Annotated in this window: 5 protein-coding genes; 2 read left to right on the forward strand and 3 right to left on the reverse strand. The window is 74.2% G+C overall.

Going from position 1 to position 8,712, the window contains the following annotated elements; all coding sequences use genetic code 11:
* Window positions 1-140 precede the first annotated feature (140 nt).
* The 3 genes from ACWF94_RS25230 to ACWF94_RS25240 are packed head-to-tail and all read right to left on the reverse strand — an operon-like array spanning window position 141 to window position 5,664.
* Window positions 141-803 (reverse strand): RES family NAD+ phosphorylase, encoded by a 663-nt coding sequence (locus tag ACWF94_RS25230; protein WP_453492723.1) that lies wholly within the window; start codon window positions 801-803, stop codon window positions 141-143.
* Window positions 797-1,474, reverse strand: coding sequence for a hypothetical protein (locus ACWF94_RS25235; RefSeq protein ID WP_453492726.1), 678 nt, complete (start codon window positions 1,472-1,474; stop codon window positions 797-799). The genes ACWF94_RS25230 and ACWF94_RS25235 overlap by 7 nt, the downstream gene beginning before the upstream one ends.
* Window positions 1,471-5,664 (reverse strand): CHAT domain-containing protein, encoded by a 4,194-nt coding sequence (locus ACWF94_RS25240; protein WP_453492729.1) that lies wholly within the window; start codon window positions 5,662-5,664, stop codon window positions 1,471-1,473. The genes ACWF94_RS25235 and ACWF94_RS25240 overlap by 4 nt, the downstream gene beginning before the upstream one ends.
* Before the next feature lie 387 nt (window positions 5,665-6,051).
* Between ACWF94_RS25240 and ACWF94_RS25245 the strand changes: the two genes are divergently transcribed.
* The gene (locus ACWF94_RS25245; RefSeq protein ID WP_453492735.1) at window positions 6,052-6,810 is read left to right on the forward strand and encodes a lipase family protein; all 759 of its coding nucleotides are present in this window, start codon (window positions 6,052-6,054) and stop codon (window positions 6,808-6,810) included.
* Between the two features lie 130 nt (window positions 6,811-6,940).
* Window positions 6,941-8,536: an FAD-binding oxidoreductase gene (locus ACWF94_RS25250; protein WP_453492732.1), complete on the forward strand. Its 1,596-nt coding sequence runs from the start codon at window positions 6,941-6,943 to the stop codon at window positions 8,534-8,536.
* Window positions 8,537-8,712: the final 176 nt, after the last annotated feature.

An 8,712-nucleotide genomic window follows, 5' to 3' on the forward strand; every position in this document is an offset into this window, starting at 1 on the left:
CGGGCCCGCCGCGCCCCCGTACGGGCCCGGCCTCCCCCTTGGCCGGGCCCGCGTTCGGTGCGGCCCTCGCTCAGGGCCGGTTCTTCAGGTCCGGTCCCTAAGGGCAGGTTCTTCAGGGCTGACCCTGAAGGCGAGTTGCCTCACGGCCGGCTCGCGGGCGGCACGATCACCGCGCGCAGCGGCTTGAGCCAGCGGTTGGCCTCGATCGCGCCCTCGAAGGTCCCCAGGTTGTACGTCTGCCCCGCGACGGCCTTCAGCGGCTCGGGCCCGCAGCGGTCGCCGAACAGCACCAGGGAGTTCTCGGGTCTGTTGCGTCGCGACTGCCAGACGAACCCCTGCGCCCGGGGGGTCTGCCGCCGGATCTCCCGTGCCCAGTACCGGGTCTGGGCGTACTGCGGCTCATCGGCCTCCACGAGCCAGGACGTCTGGAACACCCCGGCCAGATCCTCCCCGGTGAGGAGCCGTACGAGCAGCAGTTCCTCCGTCACCTCGACCTTGGACAGCGAGCGGGGAGCCGCCAGTTCCCAGGGCACCCGGCGCTCGCCCGCCGGTCCGGTGAACTCCATGGAGCGCACCAGGGTCTCGGCGAGAGTGGTGGCCGGGTACGGGGCCGCGTACAGAAAGGGGTACGGGTCGTCGGCGGTGCTGTCGAAGCGGCTGCCGCCGAAGTGGGAGTGCGCGGCCACCGGGTTGAACTCGGTGGCCGGATAGACGGTCGGATGGCAGCGCCACAGCTCCGCCCCCGCCCGCAGCACGGTCAGCCGCGGGCTCATCCGCGCGTCCGGCGGGGCCTGGCCTACCACGATCCCTCCCCCGTCAGTGCCTGGGCGGCCTCGATCAGCAGCCCGTCGGCCACCCGGCCGATCGCGGTCGCGGGTGCCTCCCGCAGCCAGACATCGGGGCTGAGCCACCAGTCGGCCACCCCCCAGGGGTCCTGGTCGGACTTCAGCATTCTGTTGATCCGCTGGACGACGGGATACGGCTCCCCGGTGCCGGGGTCGAACTGGAAGTCCGGGTAACGGTCGCCGTGTTCGGGGTCGGTCAGCCGGATGAGGCCCGCTTCGGCCGGGTCGCGGGCGGCGTCCCCGGTGAGCCGGTCCGCGCCGCGCGCGGGGGCCGCGAGGAGCCGCTGCCGTACGGCCTGGTCGATGGCGGTGCTCCCGGGGTCGAGGGTCGGCCACTCGACGGAGTCCAGCAGCCGGATCAGCTCGCCGAGCCGCTCGGCGTCGAGCAGCTCGGGGGAGGTGGTGGAGCGGAACTGGTGGAGGCTCAGGCTCAGTTCACTGCCCTTGGGCAGCGGCTCCAGTCGGCGGCGGATCTCCCGTACGCCGTCCCGTATCGCCCGGGAGTCCCCCTCGGCCGCCCGGAGCGCCCGTACGGCGTCCCGGAAGCGTGCGAACTGCCCGGTGGTGAGGGACGCGTGGATCTCCCGCACCGAGCGCATCATCAGTTCCATCAGTACTCTGTCGATCACATCGGTTCACCACTCTCCTCGGGGGTACGGGGTGCGGGGTTGCCCTGGTGGATGAAGCCCGCCCAGGAGGAGATCCGGGCCGGTCCGTGCACATCGGCCTCGGTCCTGGCCAGCAGCCGGCCGCGCAGTCCGGGCACGGGGCGGCGGCCGGGGTCGAGCATCCACAGCTGGGCCGCCCGCAGCGCGTCCGGCGGAGCCAGCCCCTCCACCGTCAGATGGTGGTGGAAGACGACCATCAGCGCGGCGGACTCGCTGTCCCGGACCTCCCAGCGCGAGCCGACCACATCGGTGCCGCCACGGGCCACGAGGGCCGTCGTCGGAGTCAGCGCCTCGTCGTGGTCGCGGCTGCTGAGGTCCGTCTCACAGGCGCTGAGCACGATCAGCGGCCCGGTCGCGGACTGCTGCCCGGCGGGTACGCCGAGGACCCGGGTGACACTCAGCCGCCCGAGGTCCGGCCGGTCGCCGGGCGCCGCGAGGAAGAGCACGGAGTCGGTGGGGCGCAGTCCGGCGAGCCCGTGCACGACGAGGTGCAGCAGCGAAGCGACCTCGGCCGGGCGGCTGCCGGGGAGATGGGCGAGTACCTGGCCGGGGGTGCCGGTGGCTCCTTCGGGCGCGTCCTCGTGCCAGCCGTACAGCGTGGCGCCGGGGTAGTAGGCGCCGCGCAGCAGCGTCACCTCGTCCTCCGCGTAGTCCAGATCCCCCGTGGGGTCGGCCACCAGCACCACCCGCTCGCCCACCGGCATCCGGCCGCGCCGGGCCGCCCGCAGGAACTCGCCGCCGGAGGCCGCGTACGAGACGACGGCCGTCTCGCAGGCATAGGTGTACGGGGGCGAGAAGCCGGTCGAGGGGGTCGGGAGCCGGGCGGCGTGCCAGGGCACGGCACCGAGACTCCCGCACGGCACGAGCACGATCCGCACCGGCCGGCGCGCGCCACCGGCCGTAACGGCTTCCGGTTCCGGGGCGGTGCTCCGGTGCGCGGCGTTCCCGTGCGCGGCACCCTCGTGCCCGGCGCTCCCGTTCCCGGCGCTCCCGCGCGGGACGTTCCCGTGCCCGGCACCCTCGTGCCAGGCGCTCCCGCGACGCGCGGCCAGGCTTCCGATCGTGTTCAGTACGGGGGCGAGTACCGCCGGGCCCGCCCAGGCCGCGAGGTCCTCAAGGGCGGCCTCCCAGTGCCGGTGGGCCTCGTCCCTGGCGGCGGGGTCGGCGTCGCGTACGGCGGAGCGCCGGGCACCCGCGTCGAGATAGCGGTCCAGGGGTGCGCGGCCGAGCGGGGAGAGCCCGGGCAGCGGCAGCGAAACCGGTGCGCCAGCGGGGGGAATCAGCACGGCGAGACCGTCCGCCGTACCCTGCCCCGGCACCAGATAGACCAGGGCGTCGGCCCCGGCGGCGCGCACCCCGTCGCGCAGCTCCGGGACGCCGGGCCCCCCGAGGAGCCCGCTCAGCGACTCCGGACCGCCGTCCCGCCGCAGGGTGTCCAGAGCGCGGCGGCGCAGGGTGCTGGGGATGGCGAAGTCGGCCGAGCCGACAGTGAGGGCCCGTGCGTCCGCGTCCAGCGCACCCTCAGGGGCGCCGCCACCCGGCGACGGCGCGGCGCCGGACGACAGCGCACCGCTCGTTGACAGCCCGGCGCCCGACGACAGCGCGCCGCCCGGCGACTGCCCGGCGCCCGACGACAGCGCACCACCCGGCGATGGCGCGGGGCCACCCGGCGATGGCGCGGGGCCGCCCGGCCGCTCCCTGAGGGCGCTGCCCCACTGCGCGGCCAGGTCCGGTTCCCCGAGGGCGGAGAGCTGTTCGGGCACCCCCGCCGATGCCGCCGCCGCCCGCAGCACCAGGGCGCGTCCGGTCTCCAGGGACTCGACGGCCTTGTCGATCCGCCCGTCGGCGGCGGCCCAGTGGGCGGCGAGCAGGCCCCGGGTGGCGCCCGCCCTGGCCACCTCAAGGCCGTGTTCCGCGCCGAGTTGGAGCAGGACGTCCTCGGCGAGGATCCGCAGCGACACCTGCGCCGCACCGAAAGCGGCGGCCGGGTCGCCGCGCCCCCGGTCCCCCCGCGCCCGGTACGCCTCGGCGAGTGCCCACTGCACGCGCTGCGCGGTGTCGGGGCTGTTGCGCGGGGTGAGTTCCGCCCGCGCGCTCTCCAGTTCGCCGATCGCCTCGTCCAGCGCCCCCCGGTCGCCGGTCGACCCGTGGACGGTCATCAGCGCGTACGACAGCGCCAGCCTGGTGCGTACATGCTGGTCGACATTGGCCGCGGTGCCGCCCAGGGTCGCGCGGGCATGGGCGACGGCCTCGGAGATACGGACCGGATCGGGCTCGATCAGTGACGTCAGGGCCAGGGCGGGCGCCCAGACGGCCTGGAGCATGGGCCGGGCGAAGGGCGGCACGCGCGGATGCGCGAGGGATTCCTCGAAGTAGCCGATGGCGGTACGCAGGGCGGTGGGCCCGCCCTCCAGCGTGGCCAGCCGCAGATGCGCGGCGCCGAGCTGCAACAGGACGAGGAAGAAGAAGTCGTTGTTGTCGTCGATCTCCTCCTGGAGGTCGAGCAGTTCGTCCAGCAGAATCTCCAGCTGTGCGGTGTCGCGCGCCTCGAACGCATCGCTCATCCGCAGATCGATGTACAGACACTGGTTGCAGACGCGGAGGCCCTCGGAGCCGGGCCCGGTGGCGTATGCCGAGTCGAACACCCCGGAGTCGGGTCCGAAGAGCGAGTCGAGCAGGCTGCGGGCTCGGTCGCGGTCGCTGAGGTTGCCGCCCGTCATCGTGGCGGCGGTCAGCAGGCCGGGGGTGACGACGTCGGCCATCCAGCTCAGCCGCCCGGGGTCGGGCCGGTCCGCCCCATCCGTACCGCCGTTGCCGTCTGCACGGCCAGTACCGTCCGGGCTGTCCGCGCCATCCAGACCGTCCGGACCATCCGGACCATCCGGACCATCCGGACCATCCGTACCCGGCGTACCCTCGGTGATCCCCGCCATCGTGCCGCTGAGCAGCTGCGCCGCCTCGGCGAACCCGTCGGCGTCTCCGGTGCGCAGCCCCTGGGCCATCCGGCCGAGGGCGGTCAGCAGGGTGGACTGCCCGTCGTCACCGGTGGCTCCCGCGCGCAGTCCGTCGATCAGCGGGCCCAGTTCGTCGGGGCGGATGGAGCCGGGGGCGGCGACCTCCAGCATGAGGGCGAACTGCTGGAAGTGCGCCATGTCTTCGTCATTCAGACCGTCCAGGCCGTCCAGACCGTCCAGGCCGCCCAAACCGCCCAGGCCGCCCGCACCGGAGCCGCCCGCCCCAGGCCCGGTGATCGACCGCGCCACCTCGTCGTTCCCGCCGTCCTCGAACCCGGCGTACCCCGCGAACTCGGCGGCCATGGCGCTCAGCGCGCGCAGATGGTCGGCCGCGGGGCCCGTCTGGTGCTCGATCGTCCCGTCGACCAGTTCGACGAGGCGCTGGGTGTCCCCCGTGCGCAGGACCTCGGGCAGCCCGTCGAGCAGCCCGACGAACCGCGCCAGCGGCCCGGCGGTCTCCTCGGGCAGTTCCCCGGCCACCCCGGCCACCAGTTCCCGCAGTTCGGTCAGATCGGCGACGGTCTCCTCGTCCCCGATCGAGATGCGCCGGCCGAGGTCGTGGGCCTCCTTGAGACCGGGCAGGGTGCCCGGCCAGCCCGCCATCGCGGGGCGCGGCAGCAGCAGGATGATCAGATGGACGGTACAGGCCCGTACGTCGGGGGGCCCGAGTCGCCCGGTGGCGCGGGCCGCGCGCAGCAGCTCCAGGCCCCGGGCGCGGTCCCCGTCGGCGGGGTCGTGCCGGTAGCGGGTGGCGTACAGACCGCCGAGCCTGGCCCGTACGGTCCCGAGGAGCGGATCGTCGTCCGGCAGCACATCCGGCGGGAGGAGGGCGAGTTCGCCTTCCAGCTCCTCCAGTTCGCCCACCAGCCGCGCCACGAGCGCGAGGTCGACCTCGCCATCGGGCGCCCCGCCAACGGGCGGTCCACCGGCAGGCGGTCCACCGGCAGGCGGTCCGGGCGCCGGGGCCGCCGCGTCCGCCGCCGGGCCGCCGGGCCCGCCCGCGATGACGTACGACAGGGCTTCGGCCACGGCCCGTTCGGCCCTCGGACGCAACGCGGCGATATCGCTCCCGCCCATGGCCCCTCCCCCTTGACTCTCCTCGACGCCCGCTGCCGCGCCGTTCGGTGCCGTTCCCATGATGGGTCTGTTCCGGCCAACCCGGGAGCCTTTGATCGCCTCTGCCGGAAACCGACCGGAAGTCATCCGCCAACCACCCGGGACGGACAGCCGGGGCGGCGGGCGGCCCCGGACACCAGTCCCGTCAACACCCGCGCCGCCGCACGCACCGGATCGGTCACCTTCCGGGTGACGCCGGGGCGGGGCAACCGCCCGTACCACGCCACCGCTCGATACGACAGGACGGACCAAGCAACAGGACCACGGTGAACACGACCACCGTGAACACCACCACGGTGAACACGACCACCGTGAACACGACCACTGTGAAGGGGCCCGCCCGTGTCCGCCACACCCCCCGCGCTCGACCATCGCGCCACCGGCTACAGCCTCCCCCACGCCTACTGGATGGCCCAGGCGGCGGGGCTGGCCTATCAGGACGAGCCCACCATCGAACGGCGGGCGGAACAGTGGGGGTTCGACCGGGTGCGGCACCATCACACCCGGTTCGAGCCGCCGTTCCCGCTGGCGGACACCCAGGCGTACACGATCGCGAGCGACCGGATGATCGTCACCGCGTTCCGGGGCACGGAGCCGGCGCAGATCCGGGACTGGCTCTCGGACGCGACCACTCCGCCGTGGCCGGGACCCGCGCGGACGGGGTACGTCCACTACGGCTTCGGCGAGGCGCTGGACTCCGTCCTCCCCTCGGTCCGGGACGCGCTGGACGAGCTGTGGGACAACGGTCAGACCGTGTGGTTCACCGGGCACAGCCTCGGCGGGGCGCTGGCGATGCTCGCGGGCTGCCGGATGTGCATGGAGGAGCCGGGGCTGCGGGCGGACGGGGTCTACACCTTCGGGCAGCCGCGTACCTGCGACCGGATTCTCGCCGCCGCCTGCAACAAGGACTTCAGGGACCGGCTGTACCGCTTCGTCAACAACAACGACATCGTGCCGCATCTGCCGCCCGAGCCCGCGTACACCCATGTCGAGAGCCTGCGCTACATCGACTCCGCGGGCCGGATCCGTAACTCGATGCCGCTGCTTGAGGCGCTGGCCGACCGGGGCAGGGGGCTGACGGCGGACGCGTTCGCCCCGGCCGCCGACGGTCTGCGGGACCACTTCATCCAGAACTATCTGACCGCTCTGGAGAAGAACCTCGTCTGACCCGGGGGGTGGTGCCCGCACCACCACCCACAGGGGGCTTGGGGCCATTCCGGACCCCGCCCCCTGCTTCCTACCGTCTCCAGTCAGCGACCCACAGGGAAACGGCTGGGGAGAAGGCAGGGAGACGGGTATGAGCGAACAGAGCCGACGATACGTCCTGGGTGCCGCCGCGCTGACGGGCGCGACGGCCGCGCTGACGGCGGGGCAGGCCGCCGCCGCCCCGGCCGGGCGGCCACGGGAGGCGATCCGGGTGCCGCGCGGGGACCCCCGGTACGGCCATCTGGTCTCCCGGGGGGCCAACCGCTTCCGGGGCACCCCGGACGAGGTGTTCCTGGTGGGTTCGGCCGCGCAGGTCGTCCGGGTGGTGCGGGACGCCGTACGGCGGGGCCGGCGGCTGGCCGTACGCAGCGGCGGGCACTGTTTCGAGGACTTCGTCGACCACCCGGAGATACGGACGGTCATCGACATGTCCGCGATGCGGGACGTGTACTACGACCAGGACCGGCACGCGTTCGCGGTGGAGGCGGGGGCCACCCTCGGCGAGGTGTACCGGCGGCTGTATCTGGGCTGGGGCGTGACCGTGCCGGGCGGCTACTGTCCCGACGTCGGCGCCGGAGGCCATGTGGCCGGCGGCGGATACGGGCCGCTGTGCCGCCGGTTCGGCCTGATCAGCGACCATCTGTACGCGGTCGAGACGGTCGTGGTGGACCGCACGGGCCGGGCCCGGCGGGTGATCGCGACGCGGGAGCGCTCCGATCCGAACCGGGAGCTGTGGTGGGCCCACACCGGGGGCGGCGGCGGCAGCTTCGGGGTGGTCACCCGCTACTGGTTCCGCTCGCCGGGTACCACCGCCGCCACCCCGCCGGAGAGACTGCTGCCCGCGCCCCCGGCGACGGCGCTGGCCTTCCGGGTGGAGTGGGACTGGCAGGGTCTGGACCGGGCGGCCTTCACCCGGCTCGTGGACAACTACGGCCGATGGGCCGAGCGCAACAGCGCCCCCGGCTCCGAAACCGCCGCGCTCTACAACGAGTTCCTGCTGATGCGCCGGGCGTCCGGGTTCCTGATGATGGTCGGACAGGTCGCCTCCGGCACCGGCGCGGACGAACGGCTGCTGCGCGAGCACATCGACGCGGTCGCCGAGGGCACCGCCCGGCCGAGGACCGTGACAACCACCCCGCTGCCCTGGCTGACCGCTGCGCTGCGGGGGACGGGCGACGAGGTGGGCGGCTACCGGCTGAAGATCAAGTCCGGCTATCTGCGCCGCCGTCCGACCGACCGGCAGGTCGCCGCGTTCCACCGCCATCTCACCCGTACGGACTCCGATGTCATCAGCGGGTCGGTCTCCCTCAACACCTACGGAGGCCAGGTCAACACCCTCGCCCCGGCGGCGACCGCCACCGCCCAGCGCGACTCGGTCCTCAAGCTGTCGTATCTGACCGCCTGGCAGAGCGCGTCGGGGGACAGCGCCCATCTCGGCTGGATACGGGAGTTCTACCGGGACGTGTACGCGACCACCGGTGGCGTCCCGGTGCCGGGGGACATCAACGACGGCACCTTCATCAACTACCCGGACACCGATCTCGCGGACCCCGCCTGGAACACCTCCACGACGCCCTGGCAGTCGCTGTACCACCAGGACAACCTCCCCCGGCTGCGCGCGGCGAAGGCGCGCTGGGACCCGCGCGGGGTCTTCCGGCACGGGCTGTCGGTCGAGGCCGCGAGCTGATGACCGGGGGTGCCCCGGGGTGACCAGGGCCGAGGACCGGGGGGACCCGGGCCGGGGCTTCGTCCCGACGGCGGGCGCGGGGGCCGGGCGGGGGCGGGCGGGGGGGCGGGCCGGGGCCCCGCGGGGGGGGCGGGGCGGGGCGCCCCCGCCCGGGGGGGGGGGGGGGCCGCGCCCCC

The sequence above is a fragment of the Streptomyces sp. NPDC055078 genome (assembly GCF_053607985.1).

What these genes read in the sequence shown, in the direction of transcription:
- ACWF94_RS25240 (WP_453492729.1), bottom strand. Translation starts at nt 5,664, where the DNA reads ATGGGAACGGCACCGAACGGCGCGGCAGCGGGCGTCGAGGAGAGTCAA.
- ACWF94_RS25245 (WP_453492735.1), top strand. Translation starts at nt 6,052, where the DNA reads ATGGCCCAGGCGGCGGGGCTGGCCTATCAGGACGAGCCCACCATCGAA.
- ACWF94_RS25250 (WP_453492732.1), top strand. Translation starts at nt 6,941, where the DNA reads ATGAGCGAACAGAGCCGACGATACGTCCTGGGTGCCGCCGCGCTGACG.